Annotated in this window: 24 protein-coding genes and 1 other RNA gene; 13 read left to right on the top strand and 12 right to left on the bottom strand. The window is 66.5% G+C overall.

The annotated features are described in order from the left end of the window. Nucleotides 1–59: 59 nt before the first annotated feature. Nucleotides 60–2198, bottom strand: a complete 2139-nt coding sequence (locus tag I5E68_RS06680) for a malate synthase G (RefSeq protein ID WP_197162286.1) — start codon at nucleotides 2196–2198, stop codon at nucleotides 60–62. A 310-nt stretch (nucleotides 2199–2508) separates the two neighbouring features. On the opposite strand from I5E68_RS06680, the gene I5E68_RS06675 reads away from it, so the two are divergent. Beyond that, nucleotides 2509–2799: a hypothetical protein gene (locus I5E68_RS06675; RefSeq protein WP_228726866.1), complete on the top strand. Its 291-nt coding sequence runs from the start codon at nucleotides 2509–2511 to the stop codon at nucleotides 2797–2799. 158 nt (nucleotides 2800–2957) lie between these two features. Here the strand turns inward: I5E68_RS06675 and ssrA are convergent. After that, nucleotides 2958–3336: a transfer-messenger RNA gene (ssrA, locus tag I5E68_RS06670) on the bottom strand. Between the two features lie 81 nt (nucleotides 3337–3417). Continuing rightward, entirely contained in the window at nucleotides 3418–3891 is a 474-nt protein-coding gene (mscL, locus tag I5E68_RS06665) for a large conductance mechanosensitive channel protein MscL (protein WP_197162284.1), read from the bottom strand. Nucleotides 3892–4106: 215 nt separating this feature from the next. On the opposite strand from mscL, the gene I5E68_RS06660 reads away from it, so the two are divergent. From I5E68_RS06660 to I5E68_RS06635, 6 genes are read left to right on the top strand one after another with little or no spacing between them, the layout of a single operon-like run. After that, entirely contained in the window at nucleotides 4107–4712 is a 606-nt protein-coding gene (locus tag I5E68_RS06660; RefSeq protein WP_197162282.1) for a LemA family protein, read from the top strand. 4 nt (nucleotides 4713–4716) lie between these two features. Continuing rightward, nucleotides 4717–5526, top strand: coding sequence for a TPM domain-containing protein (locus I5E68_RS06655; protein ID WP_323982109.1), 810 nt, complete (start codon nucleotides 4717–4719; stop codon nucleotides 5524–5526). 12 nt (nucleotides 5527–5538) lie between these two features. After that, the gene (locus I5E68_RS06650) at nucleotides 5539–6225 is read left to right on the top strand and encodes a TPM domain-containing protein (protein WP_197162281.1); all 687 of its coding nucleotides are present in this window, start codon (nucleotides 5539–5541) and stop codon (nucleotides 6223–6225) included. Then, nucleotides 6222–6776: an NUDIX hydrolase gene (locus tag I5E68_RS06645; protein ID WP_197162280.1), complete on the top strand. Its 555-nt coding sequence runs from the start codon at nucleotides 6222–6224 to the stop codon at nucleotides 6774–6776. The genes I5E68_RS06650 and I5E68_RS06645 overlap by 4 nt, the downstream gene beginning before the upstream one ends. Nucleotides 6777–6808: 32 nt before the next feature. After that, nucleotides 6809–7018 (top strand): hypothetical protein, encoded by a 210-nt coding sequence (locus tag I5E68_RS06640; protein WP_197162279.1) that lies wholly within the window; start codon nucleotides 6809–6811, stop codon nucleotides 7016–7018. Next, nucleotides 7011–7277 (top strand): hypothetical protein, encoded by a 267-nt coding sequence (locus I5E68_RS06635; RefSeq protein WP_197162278.1) that lies wholly within the window; start codon nucleotides 7011–7013, stop codon nucleotides 7275–7277. Before I5E68_RS06640 ends, I5E68_RS06635 begins: the two co-directional genes overlap by 8 nt. Nucleotides 7278–7647: 370 nt before the next feature. Here I5E68_RS06635 and I5E68_RS06630 read toward each other — a convergent pair whose 3' ends face one another. From I5E68_RS06630 to I5E68_RS06600, 7 genes are all read right to left on the bottom strand, one after another. Then, nucleotides 7648–7917: a GIY-YIG nuclease family protein gene (locus tag I5E68_RS06630; protein ID WP_197162277.1), complete on the bottom strand. Its 270-nt coding sequence runs from the start codon at nucleotides 7915–7917 to the stop codon at nucleotides 7648–7650. 311 nt (nucleotides 7918–8228) lie between these two features. Further along, entirely contained in the window at nucleotides 8229–9101 is an 873-nt protein-coding gene (gene mmsB / locus I5E68_RS06625) for a 3-hydroxyisobutyrate dehydrogenase (RefSeq protein ID WP_197162276.1), read from the bottom strand. Between the two features lie 124 nt (nucleotides 9102–9225). After that, nucleotides 9226–10008, bottom strand: a complete 783-nt coding sequence (locus I5E68_RS06620; RefSeq protein WP_197162275.1) for an enoyl-CoA hydratase-related protein — start codon at nucleotides 10006–10008, stop codon at nucleotides 9226–9228. Next, nucleotides 10005–11048 (bottom strand): enoyl-CoA hydratase/isomerase family protein, encoded by a 1044-nt coding sequence (locus I5E68_RS06615; RefSeq protein WP_197162274.1) that lies wholly within the window; start codon nucleotides 11046–11048, stop codon nucleotides 10005–10007. Before I5E68_RS06615 ends, I5E68_RS06620 begins: the two co-directional genes overlap by 4 nt. A 24-nt stretch (nucleotides 11049–11072) precedes the next feature. Beyond that, nucleotides 11073–12215: an acyl-CoA dehydrogenase family protein gene (locus I5E68_RS06610; RefSeq protein ID WP_197162272.1), complete on the bottom strand. Its 1143-nt coding sequence runs from the start codon at nucleotides 12213–12215 to the stop codon at nucleotides 11073–11075. Between the two features lie 56 nt (nucleotides 12216–12271). After that, nucleotides 12272–12805 (bottom strand): hypothetical protein, encoded by a 534-nt coding sequence (locus I5E68_RS06605; protein ID WP_228726865.1) that lies wholly within the window; start codon nucleotides 12803–12805, stop codon nucleotides 12272–12274. Nucleotides 12806–12993: 188 nt separating this feature from the next. After that, complete coding sequence (locus I5E68_RS06600) at nucleotides 12994–14490, bottom strand: CoA-acylating methylmalonate-semialdehyde dehydrogenase (RefSeq protein WP_197162270.1); 1497 nt, start codon at nucleotides 14488–14490, stop codon at nucleotides 12994–12996. 152 nt (nucleotides 14491–14642) lie between these two features. On the opposite strand from I5E68_RS06600, the gene I5E68_RS06595 reads away from it, so the two are divergent. The 3 genes from I5E68_RS06595 (at nucleotide 14643) to I5E68_RS06585 (ending at nucleotide 17016) form a co-directional block, all read left to right on the top strand. Then, complete coding sequence (locus tag I5E68_RS06595) at nucleotides 14643–15572, top strand: LysR family transcriptional regulator (protein ID WP_323982107.1); 930 nt, start codon at nucleotides 14643–14645, stop codon at nucleotides 15570–15572. A gap of 62 nt (nucleotides 15573–15634) precedes the next feature. Next, nucleotides 15635–16129 (top strand): flavin reductase family protein, encoded by a 495-nt coding sequence (locus I5E68_RS06590; protein ID WP_197162267.1) that lies wholly within the window; start codon nucleotides 15635–15637, stop codon nucleotides 16127–16129. Nucleotides 16130–16149: 20 nt separating this feature from the next. Continuing rightward, a complete protein-coding gene (locus I5E68_RS06585) occupies nucleotides 16150–17016 on the top strand; it encodes an alpha/beta fold hydrolase (RefSeq protein ID WP_323982106.1) in 867 nt (288 codons plus the stop codon). 16 nt (nucleotides 17017–17032) lie between these two features. On the opposite strand, the gene I5E68_RS06580 is transcribed toward I5E68_RS06585, so the two are convergent. Beyond that, complete coding sequence (locus I5E68_RS06580; RefSeq protein ID WP_197162266.1) at nucleotides 17033–18235, bottom strand: acyltransferase family protein; 1203 nt, start codon at nucleotides 18233–18235, stop codon at nucleotides 17033–17035. A 253-nt stretch (nucleotides 18236–18488) separates the two neighbouring features. Between I5E68_RS06580 and I5E68_RS06575 the strand changes: the two genes are divergently transcribed. Both I5E68_RS06575 and I5E68_RS06570 read left to right on the top strand, forming a co-directional pair. Beyond that, the gene (locus tag I5E68_RS06575) at nucleotides 18489–19901 is read left to right on the top strand and encodes a LacI family DNA-binding transcriptional regulator (RefSeq protein ID WP_197162265.1); all 1413 of its coding nucleotides are present in this window, start codon (nucleotides 18489–18491) and stop codon (nucleotides 19899–19901) included. Between the two features lie 158 nt (nucleotides 19902–20059). Then, on the top strand, nucleotides 20060–21484 hold the full coding sequence (locus I5E68_RS06570; protein ID WP_197162264.1) for a methyl-accepting chemotaxis protein: 1425 nt from the start codon (nucleotides 20060–20062) through the stop codon (nucleotides 21482–21484). Nucleotides 21485–21536: 52 nt separating this feature from the next. Here the strand turns inward: I5E68_RS06570 and I5E68_RS06565 are convergent, their stop codons facing one another. After that, nucleotides 21537–22319, bottom strand: coding sequence for an enoyl-CoA hydratase-related protein (locus I5E68_RS06565; RefSeq protein WP_197162263.1), 783 nt, complete (start codon nucleotides 22317–22319; stop codon nucleotides 21537–21539). 263 nt (nucleotides 22320–22582) lie between these two features. Here I5E68_RS06565 and htpX point away from each other — a divergent pair, with 263 nt between their 5' ends. Next, nucleotides 22583–23563, top strand: a complete 981-nt coding sequence (gene htpX, locus I5E68_RS06560; protein ID WP_197162261.1) for a zinc metalloprotease HtpX — start codon at nucleotides 22583–22585, stop codon at nucleotides 23561–23563. The last annotated feature ends 32 nt before the right edge of the window (nucleotides 23564–23595 follow it).

Below are 23595 nucleotides of genomic sequence, written 5' to 3'. Positions count from 1 at the left end.
TCGAGTGTGGGCGCTGGCAAAGCGGTCAGGCGCGGCTGGCTTGCCGCGCCCTGCTCTCCTCAGGCCGGGACGCAGTCTTGCGCCTTCTTGCGACGGCGCCAGGCGTGGAGCAGCGGCTCGGTATAGCCGCTGGGCTGCATGGCGCCCTTGAACACGAGGTCGCAGGCCGCCTTGAAGGCGAGGCTGCGTTCCCAGTTGCCGGCCATCGGCTCGTAGGTCGGGTCCCCGGCGTTCTGCGCATCGACCTTTTCGGCCATGCGCTTGAGCGAATCCATGACCTGCGCCTCGCTGCACACGCCATGCAGCAGCCAGTTGGCCATGTGCTGGCTCGAGATACGCAGCGTCGCGCGGTCTTCCATCAACCCGACGTCGTTGATGTCGGGGACCTTGGAGCAACCGACACCCTGGTCGATCCAGCGCACGACGTAGCCGAGCAGGCCTTGCGCGTTGTTGTCGAGTTCCTCGCGGACCTCTTCCTCGGACCAGTTGATCCCTTGCGCGAGCGGCACCTGCAGCAGGTCGTCGAGCGGCGGGATCGGCTGGGCCGCGATCTCCTCGCGCAGGGCGAAGACGTCGACCTGGTGGTAGTGCATTGCGTGCAGCGTCGCGGCGGTCGGCGAGGGAACCCAGGCGGTGTTCGCCCCGGTGCGCGGATGGCCGATCTTCTGCGCCATCATATCGGCCATGCGATCGGGCGCGGCCCACATGCCCTTGCCGATCTGCGCCACGCCCGAGAGCCCGCAGGCAAGCCCGATGGCGACGTTGCGCTTCTCGTAGGCGGCGATCCAGGTCGAGTTCTTGATCTCGTTCTTGCGGATCATCGGCCCGGCACGCATCGAGGTGTGAATCTCGTCGCCGGTACGGTCGAGGAAGCCGGTGTTGATGAAGACGACGCGCTGCCGCACCGCCGCGATGCAGGCGGCAAGGTTCGCCGAAGTGCGGCGCTCCTCGTCCATGACCCCGACCTTGATCGTGTGACGCGCGAGGCCCAGCAGGTCCTCGACGGCATCGAACAGGTCGTTGGTGAAGGCGCATTCCTCGGGCCCGTGCATCTTGGGCTTGACGATGTAGATCGAGCCCCTGGCACTGTTGCCGTACTTCGTCAGCCCGCGCACGTCCTGCGTGGAGATCGCGCTGGTGACGATCGCATCCATGATCCCCTCGGGAATTTCCGAGCCGTCGGGAAGCAGGATCGCCGGGTTGGTCATCAGATGGCCGACATTGCGCACGAAGAGCAGCGAACGGCCCGAGAGCGCGCGCGCCTCGCCATCCTTCGTCAGCAGGCGCTTGTCGGGCGCGAGTTCGCGGGTCTGGGTGCGCCCGCCCTTCTCGAAGGTGTCGGCAAGATCGCCGCGAATGACGCCGAGCCAGTTGGCATAGGCGAGCGTCTTGTCCTGTGCATCGACGGCGGCGACCGAATCTTCCAGATCGACGATGGTGGTCAGCGCGGCCTCGAGGACGATGTCGCTCATCCCCATCCGGTCCGAGCTGCCGACCTGGCTGGAAGGATCGAAGCAGACCTCGATCATCAGCCCGTTGCGGGTGAACATCAGGCCCTTTTCGGTCTCGCCCAGAGCCTGCGCCGGGTCGGCGAGCTCGATCGCCTCGGGATCGTCGAGATCGGCCCAGGAGCCCGAGGCCAGCGGCAACGCCTCGTCGAGGAAGGCGCGCCCGGCCGCGATCACTGCAGCGCCGCGCGCCGCATCGTAGCCGCCTGCCTTCGCCGGGGCCGCGTCGAGCGCATCGGTGCCGTACCATGCATCGTAGAGGCTGCCCCAGCGCGCATTGGCGGCGTTGAGCAGGAAGCGCGCATTGAGGACCGGGACGACCAGCTGGGGGCCCGCCATGGTCGCGATCTCGGGATCGACGTTCCCGGTCTCGACCGCGAAGGGGGCCGGCTCGGGCACGAGATAGCCAATCTCGCGCAGGAAATCCTGATACGCGCCCTGATCGAGCGGCTTGCCCGCGCGGGCCAGATGCCACTCGTCGATGCGCGCCTGAAGCGCGTCGCGCTTGTCGAGCAACGCGCGGTTGCGCGGCGCGTATTCGGCCACGATCTTCGCGAAACCGCTCCAGAAGCTCTCGGCGTCCTGCCCGATCGGGGGCAGGACCTGCTCCTCGATGAATGCGGCAAGCCCCGCCTCGACCTTCAGGCCGGCGCGTTCGATGCGGTCACAGCGATCGTCTTGGTAATTCATACATCCTCACAGCACTGGACATGGAAGACGCGCCAGTTTGCGCGGCCATGCCTGGAAAGTTCCAAATTCGTGCCTGGGGAGGACTAGGCGGCCCCTATGCCCGACGGGCACCGATTTGGCAAGATGCCAACGCGCACGGGAATGCTCCGGATCCGGACGGACTGCCTGTGCGACGGTCTTTCGACCACAGTCGGGATAGCTTACAGTCGGGCAACAGTTAGCTACCGGACTCGGCGGGAACCCTCGCTTGGCACGGAAGTTGCTAAATCTGAGGCAGCTCAAGCCTGAGGGACATCGCAAGAGGATAACCATGCTCGGAAAGATCGCCCGCCTGTTCGTGATCAAGACGCACTGGGAAGCGTACATGATCATCTATGCCCTCGCGCTCGGGGCGGTCGAGCGTGGCAGCGTCTATATCGAGCAGTTCCCCGGCTTCGGCGGCAAGCTGCTGTTCCTCGCCTGCACAGGCTCGGTGTTCATGGCGGGCGCCAAGATCCTCGACTGCATCAAGTACGAGAAGGCACAGCGCCTCGGCATCGGTGTCGAAGCGAAACGCGACGGCGGCGAACCGGCCCCGGCCCCGCACAGCAAGGCCGCCTGAGGGATCTCCCCTAGCCCCGAGTTAACCGCAACCGTGAACCGTCCGAAATGCCGGCGGCGCAAGGACGTTCTCGCCCGCACCTGCAAGCCAGCCGGCTAACACGTCTCAAGTCTGGTGGAAGTGGGGTGTTTCTGTTGACAGGTACACCCCGAACCCCTGGAATCCGCTTCTGTTGACCGGTGGGTCCAACCGCGTTCTAACTTTGTAACTTCAGGCCGTTAGGCCCTAGAATTACGCAGCGAGAGCAAGTGCGTCGTTGTCGTTGGCACTTATGAGTTTTGAGCCTTGAACGGGTTACTCAGCCCGGATGAAAACATCGCTTTTCAACACACGTCGATCCTAGTTCGGCCCCGTCATTACCCCTGCCAAGCAGGCCCTGCGACATCAGGGTGCCCGGCCTGAGCCGGACGGGTAGTGGTGGAGCCGCCGGGTACCGCCCCCGGGTCCGCTGCGTCTATTGCACGAGGCAATTTATCATCATAGCCGACTAAAGCCGGCACGGACCCATATAGGGGCTTCGCGATTAATGTGAAGTGAGCAGATGCACAGCCCCTCGCGAAAATGCCGTTCGGCGCCGTTTCGCGAGGGACGCTATGCGCGCATTCCTGCCGAGCAGGCTCATCCCTGCGGGGTCTTGCGCATCTCGGCGAGGATTTCGCGCAGCGTGTCGAGCTGCGGATCGGTCGGGACCGCCGGGGTCTCCGCCGTCGCCTCGGCCTGCTTCTTCTTCTCTTCCATCTCGTCGATCACCTTGTTGATCGTGCGCACGACCATGAACAGCACCGCCGCGATGATCAGGAAGTTGATGATCTGGGTGATGAACATGCCGTAGCCGATCATCGCCACGCCCGCGGCCTTGAGCGCGGTGTAGTCGGTCGGGCTGCCGGTGTAGTCCGCAGGGATCGTGCCGAGCAGGATGAAGTACTTGGTGAAGTCGAGATCGCCGATCATCCAGCCGATGATCGGCATCAGCACGTTCTCGTTGAGCGCGGTGACGATCTTGCCGAAAGCGGCGCCGATCATCACACCAACGGCAAGGTCGAGCACGTTGCCGCGGGCAATGAATTTCTTGAATTCGTCGAACAGAGTCATCGGAGCCCCTACAGATAGTTAACCGGGCAGAACCCTTGCACACTCAAATCGCTCGCGTCAGCCGATTTTTTGCGCCTGCGAAGAAATGGGACACTGACAGGTCCGCTTTCGGTTGATCGCCAAGGGGCCATTGCTATCTATGCGTATGAGTGGACAAGTCCCGAGGCCACCCACCCCCCGTGGTGCGCCCGGACGCTTAGGAGGATCGTCAGCCCATGACCGTTTCGAACACCGTCCGTAAGGGACGCATGGTATTCGTGATGCTTGCCGCGATGTCGCTGGCGGCCTGTGGTTTCAACTCGGTGCCGACCAAGCAGGAAGCCGCCAAGGCCAAGTGGGCCGACGTAGAGGCCGCCTTCCAGGAGCGCGCCAACCTCGTGCCCAACCTCGCGGCGGTCGCCAAGGGCGCGGCCCAGCAGGAAAAGGAAATCCTGACCGGCGTCGTCGAGGCCCGCGCCAAGGCGACCTCGATCCAGATCTCGGGCGACGACCTGCAGGACCCCGCCAAGATGGAGCAGTTCTCGCAGGCCCAGGGCCAGTTGAGCGCCGGTCTCGGCCGCCTGCTCGCCAGCTTCGAGGCCTATCCCGACATCAAGTCCAACGAGAACTACCGGATGCTGCAGAACCAGCTCGAGGGTCAGGAAAACCGCATCCGCATCACCATCCGCGACTACAACGCCGCGGTTCAGGACTACAACACCGAGGTGCGCACCTTCCCCTCGATGATCGGTGCCAAGCTGCGCGGCGCGGACCCGCTGGTCCCCTACAAGGCGACCACCCCGAACGCAGAAGTCGCACCTTCGCTCGAAGGCAAGATCTGATCCGGTGAGACACCTGCGTGCTGCCTTCCTGAGCGCATTGCTGGCGATCTGCGCGCTCGTCGCGCCCACGGGCGCGATGGCGCAGCAGTTTCCCAAGCTCACCGGACGCGTCGTGGATGGTGCCAACATCATCCCCGAGGCCGAGGAAGCGCGGCTTACGCAAAAGCTCGCAGCGCTGGAGCAGCAGTCGCGCCGCCAGCTGGTGGTGGTGACCCTGCCCAGCCTGCAGGGCTACGAGATTTCCGACTACGGCTACCAGCTCGGACGCGCCTGGGGCATCGGCGACAAGGAGCGCAACGACGGCGCGCTGCTCATCGTAGCCCCCAATGAACGCAAGGTGCGCATCGAGGCGGGCTACGGCCTCGAGCCCCTGCTCACCGACGCGATGAGCGGCCTCATCATCCGCAACGACATCGTCCCGCACTTCAAGCAGGACGACTACGCGGGCGGCATCGAGGCCGGCACGAACGCCATCGTCAAGCTGCTCACGCTCCCGCCCGAGGAAGCGCAGAAGGTCGTCGCGCAGGCCGAGAGCCGTTCTCGCGAGGGCGGCGGTTTCCCGCTGGGCGGCGTTGTCATCATCCTCGTCGTGGTGTTCTTCGTGGTCATGCCGATGATCAACGAGGCGCGCGGCGGCGGGCGGCGGCGGCGCAGCGGCATGGGCCCGATCATCTGGCTGCCCGGCGGTTTTGGCGACGACGACGACCACTGGGGCGGCGGCGGTGGCTTCGGCGGCGGCGGCGGCTTCGGCGGGGGCGGCTTTGGCGGCGGCGGCGGCAGCTTCGGCGGCGGCGGCGCGAGCGGCAGCTGGTAGGAGCGAGCAGCGATGGCAAACCCACCCACCTATCTCTCGGCCGCCGATCACGAGCGCATCAGCGAAGCGGTCGCGCAGGCCGAACTGCAAAGCGCTGGCGAGATCGTGACGATCCTCGCCGACCGCTCGGACGGCTATACCGACGTCGCCCTCACCTGGTCGGCGGCGGCCTCGCTGCTGGTCCTGTGCGCCATGGCGGCCTTTCCCGATTTCTACATGGGGCTCTACGACAGCCTGCTCGCCGACTGGGGCCACGAATGGACGCCGCGCGCGATCATCGCGCTTGCGGGCGGGCTGGCCGCGCTCAAGTTCATGGGCGTCTATCTCGCGCAGCTGTGGCAGCCCTTGCGCTTCGCGCTGATCCCGGGCGCGGTAAAGACCGCGCGCGTCCACGAACGCGCCCGCCGCGCCTTCCGCATCGGCGCGGAGCAGCGCACGGTGGGCCGCACCGGCGTACTGATCTACCTCTCGATGCGCGAGCACCGCGCCGAAATCGTCGCCGACCAGGCGATCGCGACGCGGGTCGATCCCGAGGTCTGGGGCGATGCCATGGCCGCGCTGCTCGGCCACGTGCGCGAGGGCCGTGTCGCCGAAGGCATGTGCGCCGCGGTTCTCAAGGTCGGGGCGATCGTCGCCCCGCACTTCCCGCGCGCCGACGACGAAATCAACGAACTGCCAGACAGGATGATCGAAGTATGAGCCTACCCCCCGACGCCGAGGCCCCCGAACAGGTCCGATGGCAGGGCGACTACATCACCGCCCTCACCCGGGGCCGCTGGGAATACGTGAGCCGCGCCAAGGGCATCGGCGCGGCGGTGATCCTCGCGATCGACTCCGATGGCGATGACGGCGACCACGTGATCCTCGTCGAACAGTACCGCGTCTCGCTCGGCCGACGCTGCATCGAGCCGCCTGCGGGCCTCGTCGGCGACGAGGAGCACAGCCGCGGCGAAGACCCCAAGATCGCCGCCGCGCGCGAGCTCGAGGAAGAGACCGGCTACCGCGCCGGGGTGATGGAGACCGTCGGCGAGTTCTATTCCTCGCCCGGCATGGTGAGCGAAAGCTTCACGCTGTTTCGCGCCACCGACCTCGTCAAGGTCGGCGAAGGCGGCGGCGTCGACGGCGAGAACATCACCGTCCACCGCGTGCCGCTCGCCACGATCGGCGAAGCCATCGCCGATTTCCGCCAGCGCGGCTTTGCGATCGACGTCAAGCTGCTCACGCTGCTCGGCCCCGCGCTGCTGGCCTGAGCGACAGGGCGCGCGGGAGGCCGAGGCGAGCGATGCGCACCGATCCCGGCACCTGCGCGCGCAAGCAGCGCTACGCCAGCGAGGAAGCGGCCCTCGCCGTTGCGCAGCGCGCGCCCTTCCCCTTGCGCCCCTACCGCTGCGATCTGTGCCGCGCCTGGCACCTCACCGGGCGCACCAAGGGGATGAAACTACCCGCCTTCGAACTGGCCCGCCGACGCGCGGCACGACAGCGCGATGGCTAGGGCGCAAGGGGCGGCTGCGTTGCCGGTGTGGGTCGGGTTTGGAGCCAAGGGTAGACGGTCGCCACCCAATCTGCGCCTGCAAGCTGAACCTGAAGGCCTGCGCCGACAGCCCCCTTCAAATACAAATACCGCCTCAGGAACAGAATTTAATTATGACGAAATTAGATTTGCAGAAAATAAAATTTTATCAAATATTTTTATTTTCGATGACGGCATTTATTGCAATATCCACTTCTTCCGGAATATTGCACAGCCTTAGTGATATTATTATCTTTTTGACACTAACGACTATCGTGTCCAGCATTTTTTCAATAATGATAATTTTTATGATAAGATTATTTTTAAGATAGGATATTAAGCGGAGCGAGATCGCCCGCGCAGGCTTCGAACGAAGCATTTGTGGCAGGTGGTTCTGTGGCTGATTACATTCCCGGTGAATGTTGGCTTTGGGCTGGTAGCGGAATGTCTGGCAAAGGGCACCGTGCCATCGCTTGCTGCCAATCAAATGCGAGGATCCGAATTGCCCGAAAAAAGGCAATTATCCTCCGAAATTACAATTCATCATTCCCGCGAAGGCGGGAATCCAGCTGGCACTGCGCTTCGAACCCAAGATCGGTAGCGAGATCGCGTCACTGCGGGTTTCTTTCCTCGATCAGCCTCAGCTTCCAACCCCGGTTCCACTTCTTGAGCCGCTTCTCTCGCTGGATTGCATGCTCCATCGTCGCGTGCATTTCGAACCACGCCAAGAGCTTGGTCTCGTAGCGGGCGCTGAAACCGTCGAAATGATCGCGGCGGTGCTGGGCGATGCGCTGGATCAGGTTCGAGGTAGCACCAATGTATAACGTTCCATTGCGCGTCGAGGCGAGGATATAGACCGCAGGCGCGAACGTTTCCCTCATTGCAGTAACGCTACTGGATTCCCGCCTTCGCGGGAATGACGAAGGGAATTAATAGTATGTAGGCCCATGCAAAACCTGACAATCACGTCAGTGACCGCCTCAAACTCATGGAACTGAGGTGTTGGACGGCGACAATGGGCGCAAAGCGGGCTTCGAGGCTACCATTTGAATCATGCCCCTCGTTCTTCCAGCGGCGAGAAGGTCCGAGTGATCGGCTCACCCCATGCTCACAACAATCCCAGATTTCGCCGCTAAACCATTAACCTCGCACAATTTCAAAAGGGGCGAAGCCTTGCCTCGCCCCTCCCCGGTCAATCGAGCGTGGTGAGGATCGCGCCGAAGTCCTTGCCTGCGCCGCCGGCCTCGACGAAGGCCTCGTAGATCGCCTTGGCGTGTTCGCCCATCGGCACCTTGGCCCCGGCGGTTGCCGCGCCGTCCATGGCGAGGCGCAGGTCCTTGAGCATCAGGCCGGCCGCGAAGCCGCCCGCGTAGTCGTTGTCGGCGGGGCTCGCCGCGCCCACGCCCGCCATCGGGGTGTAGTCGTTGAGCGACCAGCAGTAGCCGGTCGACTTGGACGAGATGTCGTAGAAGGTCTGCGGATCGAGCCCGGCCTTCTCGGCGAGCTTGAGCGCCTCGCAGGTGCCGATCATGTGGATCGCGAGCAGCATGTTGTTGCACATCTTGGCAACCTGCCCCGCCCCGCTCTCGCCGGCGTGGATCACCGCCTTGGCCATCGGTTCGAGCACCGCGCCAGCACGCGCGAAAGCCTCGTCCGAGCCGCCGACCATGAAGGTCAGCGTGCCGCCGTTGGCCGCCGCGATACCACCCGAGACCGGGGCATCGACCATCTCGTAGCCCGCGCCGCGCGCCAGCTCGGTGACTTCGCGCGCGGTGGCGAGGTCGATGGTCGAGCAGTCGAGGAAGAGCGCACCCTCGGGCGCCTTGCCGATCACGTCGGCGGTGTAGACCGCCTTCACGATGCCGCCGTTGGGCAGCATGGTGACGACCGCGTCGACGCCTGCGACCGCATCGGGAACCGCGGTGAAGGGCTCGCAGCCTGCTTCCCTGGCGCGGGCGAGCGCCTCTTGCGACAAGTCGAAGGCGTGGACCTCGTGGCCTGCCTTGACCAGGTTCGCGGCCATGCCGCCGCCCATGTTGCCAAGGCCGATGAATGCGATCTTCATAGCGACTACTCTCCCGTCTTCGGAATCGGCGCTGTCGACGCCGATCCCGGTTTGCGTACTCTGCCCGCCGGGCTTTCCGGCGTTACCTGTGGACGTGCGGTCCGCCGCTGCGGCGGTGGCGGGCTTACCTGCCCTTCCAGTTGCCCGCGCGCTTCTCGACGAAGGCGGCCATGCCCTCGGCCTTGTCCTCGGTCGCGGTGAGGACCTGGAACATGCGGCGTTCAAGGATCAGCCCGGTCTCGAGCGTGGTCTCGAAGGCCATGTTGACCATTTCCTTGTTCATCATGCTCGCGAGCGGGGGCATCGAGGCGATTGCCTCAGCCGACTTCATCGCCACCTCGAGCAGCGCCTCGGGCGCGACGATCTGGCTGACGAGCCCGGCGCGCTCCGCCTCGGCGGCATCCATCATGCGCCCGGTCAGGCACATGTCCATGGCCTTGGACTTGCCGACCGCGCGCGCGAGCCGCTGCGAGCCGCCCATGCCGGGCGCCACGCCGAGCTTGATTTCGGGCTGGCCGAACTTCGCGTTTTCCGAAGCGATGATGAAGTCCGCCATCATCGCCAGCTCGCACCCGCCGCCGAGCGCGAAGCCGTTGACCGCCGCGATCCAGGGCTTGCGCGTCGACTTGACGACCTTGGCGGTCCAGTCGGCGAAGAAGTCCTGCGAATAGAACTCGGCGCTGGGCTTGTCCGACATCTCCTTGATGTCCGCGCCCGCGGCGAAGGCCTTGTCGCCCGAGCCGGTGACCACCGCGCACAGCTGGCTGGCGTCGGCCTCGTAGGCGGCGAAAGCCTCGATCATCTCGGCGAGCACGGTCGAATTGAGCGCATTGAGCGACTTGGGGCGGTTGAGCGTGATCAGCGTGACCGCGCCCTTCTTCTCGACCAGGATCGTTTCGTAGCTCATGACGGTTTCCATTCCTCGTTGTCGGGCAGCGGTGCGAAGATCGCGTCCAGCATGTCCGGTGTGACCTGTTCGGGACGGGCCGGGTTCCATTGCGGCGCATTGTCCTTGTCGACGATGACCGCGCGTACCCCTTCGGCGAAATCGGGCAGGACCAGCACGCGCGCGCCGATCCGGTATTCCATTGCCATGTTCTTGGCAAAGCTGTCGAGTTCAAGCGATTGCGAAAGCTGGCGCAGAGCCACCTTGCAGGCCTGCGGGCTCTTCGAGCGCAGGATCGCGAGCTGCTTTTGCGCCCACTCGCCCTCGTCCGCCTCGAGCGATGCGATCACCTCTTCGAGCGTGTCAAAGGCGAAGTGGCGGGCGATGTCGGCCGCATGCGCGGCGATCTTTGGCTCGGGCGCCTCGGCGGACAGCTCGGCGAGGACCTTGCCGATCTCCTCGCCAGCAGCAATGCGGCGCTTGGCTTCGTCGAGCATGTCTGCGGCAAGGTAGTGCGTCGAGAGCCCCGCCCAGAGGCATTCCGCCCCGTCGAGCCGCGCCCCGGTGAGCGCGAGGAAGGTGCCGACGTGACCATCGAGACGCGAGAGGTACCAGCCGCCGCCGACGTCGGGGAACAGGCCGATGCCGCTTTCGGGCATGGCGTAGCGGGTGTTCTCGGTGGCGACGCGCCAGGCGGCGGGCTGCGAAATGCCGACGCCCCCGCCCATGGTGATGCCGTCCATGAAGGCCACCACCGGCTTGGCGTAAGTGAACAGCTGGTGGTTGAGCCGGTACTCGTCGTAGAAGAACCGGCGCCCCGAGATGCCGCCGTCCTCCAGCGCGGACTTGCGCAGCAGGTTGATGTCGCCGCCCGAGCAGAAGCCGCGTCCCTCGGCATGGTCGATCATGACCACGCCGACGGTGTCGTCGCTGGCCCAGCCGGTGAGCGCGGCCATCATGTCCTCGCACATGCCGCGCGTCAGGGCATGGATCGCCTTGGGCCGGTTGAGCGAGATGATGCCGGCGACGCCGTCGCGGCGGGTGAGAATTTCCTGTGTCATTTCCATCCTTGCTTGCGCAGGCACTTACTTGAGCAGGTCACGGCCGATGATCATGCGCATGACCTCGTTGGTCCCCTCGAGAATGCGGTGGACGCGCAGATCGCGCCAGAAGCGCTCGATCGGGTAATCGCGCAGGTAGCCGTAGCCGCCGAACAGCTGCAGCGCGCGGTCGACCACGCTCGAACCGGTGTCGCTCGCCAGCATCTTGGCCATGGCGGCAAAACGGGTCTTGTCCCGGGACCCGGCGCTGACCTTGTCGGCGGCGATGTAGAGCAGCGCGCGCGCAGCCTCGAGTTCGGCCGCCATCTGCGCGAGGGTGAACTGGGTGTTCTGGAACTCGGCGAGCGCCTGCCCGAACTGGCTACGGTCCTTCACGTAGGCAACCGCCTCGTCGATGCAGCGCTGCGCGCCGCCCAGCGAGCAGGCGCCGATGTTGATGCGCCCGCCGTCGAGCCCGGCCATCGCGAACTTGAAGCCGTCGCCTTCCTTGCCGACGAGGTTCTCGACCGGCACGCGGCAGTCCTCGAGGATGACCTGTGCGGTGGGCGAGGAATTCCAGCCCAGCTTCTTCTCGGGCGCGCCGAACGAGAGCCCGGGCATGCCCTTCTCGAGCAGGAAGCACGAGATTCCGCGCGACTTGTGCTCGCCGGTGCGCGCCATGATCAGGTAGACGTCGTTGTAGCCGCCGCCCGAGATGAACTGCTTGGTGCCGTTGAGGACGTAGTGGTCGCCATCGAGCCTTGCGGTGGTCTTGAGCGCGGCGGCGTCCGAACCCGAGGACGGTTCGGTCAGGCAGTAGGAGCCGATCTTGTCCATCGCCACGAGGTCGGCGAGGTAGCGCTCCTTGAGCTGCGCGTCGCCGAAGCTGTCGACCATCCAGGCGACCATGTTGTGGATCGAGATATAGGCCGAGGTCGAGGGGCAGCCATAGGCCATGGCTTCCATGATCAGCGCGGCCTCGAGCCTGCCGAGGCCGATGCCGCCGCCTTCCTCGGATACGTAGATGCCGCCGAAGCCGAGCTCGCCCGCAGCCTTCCACACGTCGACCGGGTAGTGCGTCTCTTCGTCCCATTGCGCCGCGAACGGCGTGATCTGGTCGGCGGTGAACTTGCGCGCAGTCTCCAGGATCGCTTCCTGATCCTCGGTCAGTCCGAACTGTTCCGTCATCTCTTCCCTCGCACTTTCTCTTCAGGCCAGCGGGTCCCACGCTGGCCGCGTGCCCCTCATGTGCATTTCGTGTAGGTCAGCGGCGCAGGCGCGGCATCCGGCCCCTTGTCCGTCCTGACCATGGTCTTGCCGCCATCGGGCGACTTGAGCGTCACCTCCAGGTCCCAGGTCTGCCCTTCGCCCGAAAAGGCGAAGGCCCCGGTAACCTCGGAAGGGTCGATCCGCTTCACGTCACCCAGTTCGGCAACCGACTCGTAGAACTCGAGCTTGTCCGCGCCAACCGTGAGCAGTCCCTTTGCGTCCCCGCGATCACTGGTGCAGTCGGCAGGGACGAGGCCCCAGCGCCCGCGCAGCATCGGCGGGATCGCGCTGGTGTCGACCAGAGCCGTCTCGCCGGTGTCGGGAGCCTGCGACGCATCGCTTGCGGGCATGGTCGCCTCGCTCGCGACCGGCTCGTTCGAGGCGGCGGTATCGGGTTCGGGCTCGCTCGAACAGGCGGCGAGCGCACCAAGGAGCGCAAGCGATGCCATCCGCAGGCCGGGGCCGGCGGGACGAAGGGCGTTGACAGGGAACGGACGATGCACGGACATGGACGGTGCTCCTAGCTACTGGCCTTGCAGGACAATTCTGAAATCCTGCACGCAATCGCTTGTTCCTGATTGCCCCCTGCCACTCCCCGGTCAATGCCTTGTGGCACCAATTCCGCCCAGTGGCTGCCGGTCGCGGGACGAGAGAGGCGCGCGCTGCCGATGCACCGCGCGCCTCCTTGTCCGCTGCCTCAGCCCATGGTCGGGATTACGAAGGCGTTCGAACCGTCAGGGCTGCCGTCGGGCCAGCGCTGGGTCACGGTCTTCACCTTGGACCAGAACTTGATGCCTTCCATGCCGTGCTGGTTGGTGTCGCCGAAGGCCGAGCGCTTCCAGCCACCGAAGGTGTGGTAGGCGACCGGGACCGGGATCGGCACGTTGACGCCGACCATGCCGACGTTGACGCGCTGGGCGAACTCGCGCGCAGCGTGGCCGTTGCGGGTGAAAATCGCGACGCCGTTGCCGTACTGGTGCTTCGAGGGCAGCTCGACCGCCTCGTCGAAGTCCTTGGCGCGCACGATCTGCAGCACGGGGCCGAAGATCTCGTTGTGGTAGCTGTCCATGTCGGCGGTGACGTGGTCGAGCAGCGTCGGGCCGACGAAGTAGCCGTTCTCGTTGCCCTGCAGCTTGAAGCCGCGACCGTCGATGACGAGCTCGCCGCCCTCCTCGACGCAGCGACCGATCCACTTCTCGATGTTTGCCTTGTGCTGGGCCGAGACGACCGGACCGTAATGGGCATCGTCGTCGGTCGAGATGCCGACGCGCAGCGCCTCGATCGCGGGGATCAGCTTGGCGCGCAGGCGCTCTGCCGTGTCCTCGCCGACGGGGACCGCGACGGGCAGCGCCATGCAGCGCTCGCCGGCCGAACCGAAGGCCGCGCCGCACAGGTCGTTGACGACCTGGTCGAGATCGGCGTCGGGCATGATGATGCCGTGGTTCTTCGCGCCGCCCATGGCCTGCACGCGCTTGCCCGCCGCGACGCCGCGGTTGTAGACGTAGTGCGCGATGTCCGAGGAGCCGACGAAGCTGACCGCGCCGATCGCCGGGTGATCGAGGATCGCGTCGACCATCACCTTGTCGCCGTGCACGACCTGGAGGATGCCCTCGGGGCCACCGGCCTCGCGGAACAGCTCGGCAAGGCGCACCGGAACCGAAGGATCGCGCTCGGAGGGCTTGAGGATGAAGGCGTTGCCCACGGCCACCGCGACCGCGAACATCCACATCGGGATCATCGCCGGGAAGTTGAACGGGGTGATGCCCGCGCCAATGCCGATCGGCTGGCGCATCGAGAACACGTCGATGCCTGGCCCTGCGCCTTGCGTGAACTCGCCCTTGAGGACATGCGGAATGCCGCAGGCGAACTCGACCACGTCGAGACCGCGCTGCACGTCGCCCTTGGCGTCGGCGACGACCTTGCCGTGCTCGCTCGAGAGCAGGCGGGCGAGCTCGTCCATGTTGGCCTCGACCAGTTCCTTGAAGCGGAACAGGACGCGGGCGCGCTTCTGCGGGTTGGTCGCGGCCCATGCCGGCTGCGCGGCAAGAGCGGCCTCGACCGCCTTGTCGAGCACGGCCTGGTCGCCAAGCACGACCTGCGCCTGCACTTCACCGCGGTTGGGGTCGTAGACGTCGCCCTTGCGGGCCGCGGCGCCGCCAGCACCACCGGCGATGACATGATCAATCTGCCGCATTCCTCATCCTTTCCAATGTTCTTCTTCGGCGCCTAGGTGGGCGCTGGAGCCATTGCAGGCAAGCTGGAAATACGCCATCGTCACCTGCAAATTTGCAGCCTAACGCCCGGTATCGCCGTGCTGCACTGCAATATACCAAGGACGCCATGCCCATGACCATCCCCTCGACCGACTGGAGCGACTACCAGGCCTTCCTCGCCATCGCGCGGACCGGACAGCTGGCCAAGGCGGCGCGGCTGCTCGGTGTCGACCCGACCACCACCGGACGGCGCCTGCGCCGCCTCGAGGCAGCCTTGTCCACCACGCTGTTCGAACAGACGCGCAGCGGGCAGGAACTGACCGAGGCGGGCGAGACGCTGCTCCAGTCGGTCGAGCAGATGGCGGCGGCAGCGGGCCAGATCTCGGAGCGCGCGGTCGCGGGCGACGGGCTCACCGGGACCTTGCGCATCAGTGCGTCGGAAGGCTTTGGCTGCTGGTTCCTCGCGCGCCACCTGACCGACTTCCAGGCGCGCCACCCCCATCTCGCGATCGACCTCGTCGCCTCGAGCGGCTTTCTCAGCCCGAGCCGGCGCGAAGCCGACGTCGCGATCATGCTCTCGCGCCCGCGCAAGGGGCCGTTGGTCGCGCACAAGCTCTCGGACTACACGCTGGGGCTCTACGCCAGCCGCGACTACCTTGCCGCGCGGCCCGCGCCCGAAGTCCCCGCCGACCTCGACGAGGGGCATGCGCTGGTCGGCTACATTCCCGACCTCGTCTATGCGCCCGAACTGCGCTATCTCGACGAGATCCACGCCGGACTGCAGGCGACGATCCGTTCGCCCAGCATCACTGCCCAGCACAGCCTCGTCGCCAGCGGCGCCGGGCTGGGCGTGCTGCCCTGCTTCATGGCCGAGAGCGACCCGCGGCTGGTGCGCGTACTTGCCGAATGCCGGATAACCCGCAGCTTCTGGTTTGTAACACATCAGGACATCCGCAAGCTGCCGCGCGTGACCCAGTTTCGGCAATGGCTTGACGAAACGGTGCAGCTTGGCGAGGACGTACTCATGCCAGGCCGCCGCGCACCGATGGACAGCGCGGCATGAAACCCAGCGGCGGCAGAGGCTCCCCAGCCTTCGGACCGCCGCGCTGAAAAGGATTACATATCTTGACGATCTCCACCACCATCGACCCGGCAGAATTCCGCAAGGTCCTGGGCAGCTATCCCACCGGCGTCTGCGTCATCACCGCGCTCGACGGCGAAAAGCCCGCCGGCATGGTCGTCGGCTCGTTCACCTCGGTCTCGCTCGATCCGCCGCTGGTCGGCTTCTTTCCCGACAAGTCGTCCTCGTCCTGGCCGCTGATCGAGGCCCACGGCCACTTTGCAGTCAACGTCATGGGCTCGGACCAGCAGGACGTGTGCCGCTCGGTCTCGGCCAAGGGCGCTGAGAAGTTCGTCGGCGTCGATTATGTCGTCTCGGACCACAACCTGCCCGTGATCGCCGGTTCGATCGCCACCATCGAGTGCAAGCTCTACTCGGTAACCGAGGCGGGCGACCACTGGTTCGTGCTGGGCGAGGTGCTGCGCATGGAAACCACCAGCGAGGACGCGCCGATGCTGTTCCACCGTGGCCGCTACGGCAGCTTCGCCGAAGGGGCGTAAATTCACGCGCGGGAGAGGACGTGCCAGAAGAGAGGAAATCGCGGGAAGAGAGGGAATGGCAAGTCCCCCTTCCCGGCGCGACGATCGCCGGATCGACCCGGACGGGCCTGCACGACCAAGCGCGCGAGGTCGGCAAGACCGGGGCTGACGGGCAAGCGGCTGCGGACGTGCCGCTGGTCTGCATCCACGGCTTCGGCGGCGCGCGGCACGACTGGGACGGCCTTGCCGCCGCCCTGCCCGCGCGGCGCACGCTGATCCGTTACGACATGCGCGGTTTCGGCGCTTCGCAGGCCGACTTCGAAACGCCCTATTCGCATGCCGACGATCTGCTCGCGGTGCTCGACGCGCTCGCCCTTGAGAGGATCGACCTTTGCGGCATGTCGCTGGGCGGCGCGACCGCGCTCGACTTTGCCCTCAGCCATCCCGAACGCGTGAACCGGCTGGTTCTGGTCAGCCCGCTGATGGTCGGCTGGCACTGGTCCGAGGACTGGATCGCGCGCTGGAAGGCCATCGGCGCGGCGGCGCGCGGCGGCGACATGGAGCAGGCGCGCAAGCTCTGGTGGGAGCATCCGCTCTTCGAAGCTACCCGCGAGAGCCCCTCCGCGCAGACCCTGCACGATGGGATCGCGGCCTACCACGGGCGCCACTGGGTCACCGACCCGCAGCGCCGCGCAGCCCCCGATGCCGAGCGGCTCGACCGGCTGGCGATCCCCACGCTCCTGCTCACCGGCACGCGCGACATTGCCGACTTCCAGCTGATCGCCGGTGCCATCGCGGCGGCCGCGCCGCAGGTCACGCGGTGCGAATACGCAGACGCCGGGCACATGCTCAACCTCGAGCTCCCCGAGCGCATCGCCCGGGACATCGAACGCTTTCTGGAAAGCTGAGCCGCCGAGGCGCGCTTCAGGCGCCCTGCGAGGCCCCGTTAGGGTTGGGCGCGATCACCGAGCGCGGCTTGCCCTTGTGCCGCTTGAGCCCGATCAGCGGGCGCAAGGGGCCGATCTCGCGTCCCACGAGGTAGAACAGCCAGGAGCCCACCGCGACCGAGCCGCACAGGATCGCGAACTCGGGCAGCGCGGTCAGCCCCCAGTCGCGGATCGGGTACATGACGAGGACCATGATCGTCTGGTGCGCGATATAGACCGGGAACACCGCTTCGGAGAGCGTCGCGCGCCAGCGGTGGTCGCGGTTCCAGAAGCGGTCGGCAATGCCGAACAAGGCGATGACCGCCGACCAGCTCTCGATCGACTTGGCGACGACGAGCGCGAAGCGCCATTCCTCGGGCGTACGGATGTTGCCGGGGTAGAGCCAGGAATCGCGTGCGACCCAGAAGAAACCGGCGAGCGCGAGCACTGCGGCGATCTTCCACTGGCGCGCGATCGCCCGGCGCACCGGCTCCGAACCGCGCAGCAGGTAGCCGAACAGGAACATGCCGCCATAGTGCAGGTGCGCGGCGCGGTCCTCGAGCAGGTTGTGCATGTCGGTCCAGCCGTAGGGAACCTTGCTGCGCACGAGGAACACCGCGATGATGCCCAGCGGCAGCAGGCCCGGCCCTGCGAGCAGCCACTCGCAGGCCCGGCGCAGGGCAGCGCGTACCGGACGCGGCAGCACCAGCAGCAGCGCGCAGAGCGCAAGCGTATAGGCCAGCAGGTGCATCACGAACCACAGGTGCATGACCCGCGGCACATATTCGTAGCGGATCTTCTGGAAGCTGAAGGCATCGTGCAGGAAATAGTAGCCGTAGCCGTGCTCGTAGCCCGAGTTGACCAGCCCCATGTAGGGCTGCGGGGGCACCACCACGACCAGCCCGAAGACCAGCGGGATGCCAAGGCGCTTGATCCGGCTCCAGCCGAAGGCGACGGTATCGCCCTTGTCGCGCGCGAGCAGCGCCGCGCTGGCATAGCCCGAGATCGCGAAGAGCAGCGCGAGGCGCCACGCGCTCAGGCCGAGCAGCGGGATCTCGGCCCACCACACCACGCCGCGTGTCGGCGTCTGGTAGCCCCAGGCGGTGAACGAGTAGCCCACGTGGTAGAAGATCAGCAGCACGAAGGCGCCGATGCGCAACCAGTCCATGCCGTAATGACGCTGCGAGGGAGCGGGCTTCATTGTTGTTACCGTTGTTCCGGCGGCCCAGGTGCCGCGACCGAGCCGGTCCCTTAGGCTGCTTGCGCCCGCTTCGCAATCGCGCGCCCGTCGCGCGCGCATCGCGGGACCTTCTCGCAGGGCCCATCGCCAAGACAACTCCGATGCGGATGCATCTTGCCTTGGCCAGCGCTGTCACAAGAGCCACCCTCGTCACATGGCAGGCAAGAGGCGATACGCCCGTACACCGGTAGACTGTTCCGCAGACACACACGGGGTGCCAGAAGCGCTCAACGCACCGGAAACGCTCTCAAGTTCAAAAACGCATGAGGGCGAGCCCGATCCCGAGATCAAGGGTAGCGCGACCGGGGCAAGCGCAAGGGGCTTGTGGGCGCCCCTGCCCACAACCGTGCACGAGGACCGGCCTCGCGCGCCTTCCTCGCCTGCCCCGGCGGCGCAAGAGGGCGGCAAGCCTGAGGCCGATACCGCGCCCGATGCACGCACAGCGCCCGTCCCTGAAGTCACCAAGGGACAGCACGCCCTCACCATCGAGGACATCGCACGCCTTTCCGGCGTCTCTACCAAGACGGTCAGCCGCGTGCTCAACCATTCTTCGGTGGTCAGCGACGCGATGCGCGCCCGCGTCGAAGGCGTGATCGCCAGGACCGGCTTCGTCCCCAATGCCCAGGCGCGTGCGCTTGCCCTGCGCCGCAACTTCCTCGTAGCGCTGGTCCACGACGGGCGCGATCGCGGCATTGCCGAAGAGGTCGAGGACGGCCTGCTCGATGCCATGGCGGACAGCGACTATGCGCTTCTCGTCCACCGCGTCCCCGGTTTCTCTCCCGCGCCGCAATTCGCGCCCCGGCGCACCGATGCACACGCCGCGCCCAACCCGGACACGGTGCTGGCCCCGCTCACACGCTTCATCGCGCGCCATCGCCCGGCGGGTCTCCTCGCCCTGCCGCCCTTGAGCGAACACCCCGGCCTCGCCGAAGCCTGCACGCAAGCTGGTGTCTCATGCCTGCGGATCGGCGCCACGCGCGACGGCATGGGCCTTGCCGGGCCGGACCGCGCCGCCATGGCGCAGGCGGTGTCATGGCTGGTCGCTGCCGGGCACCGACGCATCGCGCTTGTCTCGGGACCGGAAACGGGGTTCGGCGCACAGGCGCGCGAGATGGGATACCTCGACGCGATGGCCGACCACGGGCTCGATCGCGGGCCCTCGCTGATCGAACCGGGCGACTATTCGCGCGCCTCCGGACTTGCCGCCGGGCGCCTGCTGCTCGAACTCTCGCCGCGCCCCAGTGCGATCCTCGCCTGCAACGACGCCATGGCCGCAGGCGTCTTGCAGGCAGCGCACGAGCGCGCCCTCGCCGTGCCCGGCGAGCTTTCGGTGATCGGCTTCGACGACACCCCGCTTGCCGAGCTGACCGCCCCGCCGCTCAGCTCGGTCCATCTGGACTGGCGCGCGATTGCAGCCGAAGCCTTCGCACGGATCGTCGATCCGGACCGGAAACATCCCTCGAAACAAGACCGGCCGCTAGACGCATACGCCGGCTACCGCCTCGTCGAGCGCGGATCGAATGCGCCGCTGGCACCTCCCGCGCCGCGCTACAGGCAAACTACGCGTGCACCTGCGCCGCCGCCCGGACCTGCGATCAAGACCCCGCCCCAGCACGAAGCCGACTAGGGTCGGGACCATAGGCACCGAATATCTACGTGGCTTTGCGGTAGGACACGAAACCTTCCCTTTGCAGCTCGTGGCCTAGGACGGGCCGCCGGTCGCAACGCCGGTCGAGAACGCGCGCCTTGCCGCAAGGCGAGCTGCCGCCATGGAGACGTGCAAGCATGCTGGACTGGTTCGAGAAACAGGCCCCCATCCGCGTGAAGTTCAAGGCCCTGTTCTGGTTGCTTGGCGGGCTTAGCGCGCTCGGCCTTATCGCCACCGCGCTGGCGGTCGCCGGGTGGGGGCCGGCACCCCTGCACCTGGCCATGGCCGCAGCAGGCCTTGCCGCTACCCTTGCGACGGTGGCTGTTGCCGCGCGCGCGATCTGCGATCCCTACGTCACCACTGTCGTGCGCATGGAGGCGCTGGCCGGGGGGGATACCACCAGCCCGATCCTGTTCACCGAGCACCGCGACTGCGTGGGACGGATGACGGTCGCGATGGCGACGTTCCGCAACAATGCCGTCAAGGTGCAGGAGAATTTCGAGGCGCAAAAGCTGCTCATGGAGGCGATGGGCGAGGCTCTCGCAGCACTCGCGGCAAACCGGCTCGACTGCGCCATCACCCGGACTTTCCCGCGCGACTACGAGCGGCTTCGCGAGGATTTCAATTCTGCTGTAGACGGCCTGTCACGGGCCATCGGCTCGGTCCATTCGAGCGCTGCCTCGGTCCTCACCGGCTCGGCCGAAATCGCCTCGGCAGCCGACGATCTCGCCGAGCGTAACGAGAACCAGGCCGCGAGCCTCGAACAGGCCGCAGCGATCATGGCGATGGTCACCGAGGGTGTGAAGAAGGCCGCCAGCGCCGCCGTCAGCGCCCGCGAAGGCATCAGCGAAGCGCATGGCGAGACCTCGACCGGCGCCGAAGTCGTCGAACGCGCGGTCGCGGCGATGGGCGAGATCGAGAAGTCCGCGCAGGCCATCGGCAAGATCGTCGACATCATCGATTCGATCGCGCTGCAGACCAACCTGCTCGCGCTCAACGCCGGTGTCGAAGCCGCGCGCGCGGGGGATGCGGGCAAGGGCTTTGCCGTCGTCGCCAACGAGGTGCGTGCGCTCGCCCAGCGCTCGGCCGATGCTGCGCGCGACATCAGCGAACTGATCCAGGCATCTTCGAGCCAGGTCGTTACTGGCGTCAGGCTGGTCGGCGAGACGGGATCGCTGCTGGGCACGATCAAGCGGCGCATCGACCAGGTCAGTGGCGAGGTCGATGCCATCGCCCAGACCACGCACACCCAGGCGCAGAGCCTCGATCAGGTCAACAAGATGGTCCATGAACTCGACCGGGTGACCCAGCAGAACGCGGCCATGGTCGAACAGGCCAGCGCGGCCACCCGCACGCTCTCGGACGAGGCCAATGGGCTCGCCAGCCTCGTGCGCCGCTTTACTCTGGCATCGAGCGAGCGCGGCGGCCGTCCCGCACCCGCCCCGGGCATGGCCGAGCCGCGCCGCCTGCCACGCGCCCGTCCGGCAGAGGGCGTGCCGATGGTCTCGGGCAATCTCGCCCTCAAGGCAGACCCGGCGAACGAGGACTGGTCCTCGTTCTGAGCCGTGGCGGGCCTGCCGGTGTCGCCCTTGCACACCGGCAGGCGGCGGCCGGTCAGTTTCCGGTAAAGTCTGGTTTGCGCTTCTGCGAGAAGGCGCTCACGCCCTCGACGAAATCGGACGACAGCGAAGCCGCGCGCTGACCGGCGCGCTCGTGCTGCAATGCCTGTTCGAGCGTGCAGTCGGTCGCGGCCCAGGCGACCTGCTTGATCCGGCGCAGCGACCAGGGACCCGCGGCAAGTTCGCGCGCAAGCGCCATAGCCGCATCTTCGAGCTGATCGTCGGGCACGACACGGTTGACGAGGCCCCAGTCGAGCGCCTTGTCGGCGGGCAGGCGCTCACCCAGCAGCATCATCTCCATCGCGCGAACGCGCCCCACGGCGCGGGTGAGCAGCCAGGACGAGCCGCCGTCGGGAACGAGGCCGACATGGCGGAAGGCCTGCAGGAAGAAGGCGTTCTCGCTGCACACGATCAGGTCACCGGCCATCGCCAGCCCTGCACCGACGCCCGCTGCCGCGCCGCGAACCGCGGTCACGACCGGCTGGTCCATCGACTTCATCAGCTCGATCACCGGGTTGAAGTAGCGGTCGAGCAGCGTGCCGACATCGCGCATGGGATCCTCGATCATCTCCAGCGCATCGCCAAGGTTCGCGCCCGAACAGAAACCCTTGCCCTCGCCCGTGAGCAGGACCGCGCGCGCCTCGATCGAGGCGCGGTGCATCGCCTGGCGCAGTTCCTCGCCCATCTGGGCAGAGCCTGCATTGCGCGTGGCAGGGTCGTTCATCGAGATGCGGGCGACCCCGTCCTCGAGGCTGTAGATGATCTTTTCGTACGTCATGTGCTGCAAGCTTTCCCTCTCTCCGGCGTCGCTGCGGTCGTGATCCCCACGCCCGCGCCAGCCCCTCCTCCACGATCGCAGCCCTGAGGCCAACGATTATTTCCGCCAGTTCCCGGTGCATGGAGAATGGGGCAGCCGCCGATCCCCCCGCTCAGGCCCTCTCCCTTGTCCGGTTCCGGACCGGTTCAGGACCGCCGTGCGATTGAATAACGCCGGTGCGAACCTAGATTCGCACCAGTCAATCAAAAGGAGCGCGACACAAGGTGAACGGGATCAAGACAGCCATGTTGCTGGCGGCGCTGACGGCGCTGTTCATGGGTCTGGGCTTTGTTTTCGGCGGTCCCCGCGGGGCGATGCTCGCGCTGGTGGTGGCGGCAGGCATGAACCTGTTCACCTTCTGGAACGCGGACAAGGTGGTCCTGCGCATGCACAATGCGCACGAGGTCGATGCGCGCAGCGCGCCACGCCTCCATGCCATCGTCGAGCGGCTCGCGCGCAATGCCGCCATGCCGATGCCGCGCGTCTACCTGATCGACACCGCCGCGCCCAACGCCTTTGCCACCGGGCGCAATCCCGAAAATGCCGCCGTCGCCGCGACGCGCGGGTTGCTCGAGATGCTCGACGACGAGGAAGTCGCGGGCGTGATGGCGCACGAACTGGGCCACGTGCGCAACCGCGACACGCTGATCATGACCATGGTCGCGACGATTGCCGGTGCGATCTCGATGCTTGCCAACTTCGGCCTGTTCTTCGGCGGCCATGGCGATGATCGCCCCAACCCCGTCGCCGCCATCGCTGCGGTTTTCATGGCACCCTTCGCAGCGATGATCGTGCAGATGGCGATCAGCCGCACCCGCGAATACGGCGCCGACAGGGCCGGAGCCGAGATCAGCGGCAACCCGCGCGCGCTCGCCAGCGCACTGGCCAAGATCGCGGGGCCTGCGGCGCATACGCGCAACCCGACGGTCGAGCGCAATCCGGCGGCGGCACAGCTCTACATCGTGCCCTCGGCGATCTCGGGGCTGTTCTCGACTCACCCTGCAACCGAGAAGCGCATCGCCGCGCTGATGGCGATGGACGGCGCGCAAGTGCCCGAAGGCGATGCGCCCTTCGCCACCATTGCCGGGCAGGCCCGCGACCGGTCACCGACGCGCAAGCCACAAACCTCGGTCCCGCGCAGCATTTCCGTTCCGCGCGAGGGGGAGAAGCCGCCCCGCAAGTCCGCGCTCGATCCCAACCGCTGATCCGAAAAGAAAGGCCGCCGGGGATGATCCAC

The sequence above is a fragment of the Novosphingobium aureum genome, from assembly GCF_015865035.1.
Lineage (GTDB): Bacteria > Pseudomonadota > Alphaproteobacteria > Sphingomonadales > Sphingomonadaceae > Novosphingobium > Novosphingobium aureum.
This window is presented reverse-complemented; position numbering and strand designations above follow the sequence as displayed.